Source organism: Patescibacteria group bacterium (assembly GCA_026415775.1).
Lineage (GTDB): Bacteria > Patescibacteriota > Minisyncoccia > UBA6257 > JAAZHW01 > SKW32.
Map to the genome: position 1 here is coordinate 1 of JAOAGL010000012.1, position 794 is coordinate 794.

Consider the following 794-nt stretch of genomic DNA (forward strand, 5'->3'; position numbering starts at 1 on the left):
CTTTATAATATTTAAAATTTTTTGTTTTCCATCAATATTTTGTTTAAGATATCCCAATATAGCAGCGTCCACAAACCTTTTACTTTTCAAATGATGTTCAACCCATTCTTTGGCATATGATGGCTTATTCTGGATTATTCCAATCCCCATTTCATCTCGAAGCCATTTTTTATTTGCTTCTTCTTGTGCTCCGATTGTAGGAGCTATAATAATTGGTAAACCTATTGCAGTATAAAAAGATAATTCGCTTGGTTTTGTCCATAAAATATCTGTTTGCAACATTACATTATCAAATTTTTTGAAATAATCCATTTTATTTTTTTCATAAATAATCTCAACATTAACATATTTTTCCTTTTCAACTAAATTATCAAAATATTCTCTTACATCATTTCTACTACCAGCAACAAGGTAAAATTTAATTTTATTTTCGTATAATTCATTTTTGAAACCTTTTAAAATTTTACGTGCTAACTCTCTTTGTGCACCTGCTCCACCAACTGCAAAAGTTATGGTTAATGGTTCTTTTCTTATAACGTCTGTATAATCAAAACCAATTTTTTCGGTTATTATTTTTTTTAATTCTGATTTTCCTTCTGGATCAAAAATTTTCAACCTACGTACAAGTGAATTTTTTACAGCTTCTTCAGTTAATATTTCATCATTAAACGGATAACCTGTTTTGAAAATATTTTCATTTTTTACGCCATATTTCAACAATCTGTAATATGCTCTATCAGATGCAACAAAATATTTTATTTTACTCTGTTGTGGATTTTCTGCCACCCAAACTC

General features: G+C 28.1%; 1 protein-coding gene. It reads right to left on the reverse strand.

Annotated elements, in window-relative coordinates; all coding sequences use genetic code 11:
- The coding region (locus N2692_03105) for a hypothetical protein (GenBank protein MCX8016254.1) at positions 1 to 794 on the reverse strand (794 nt) is incomplete at both ends.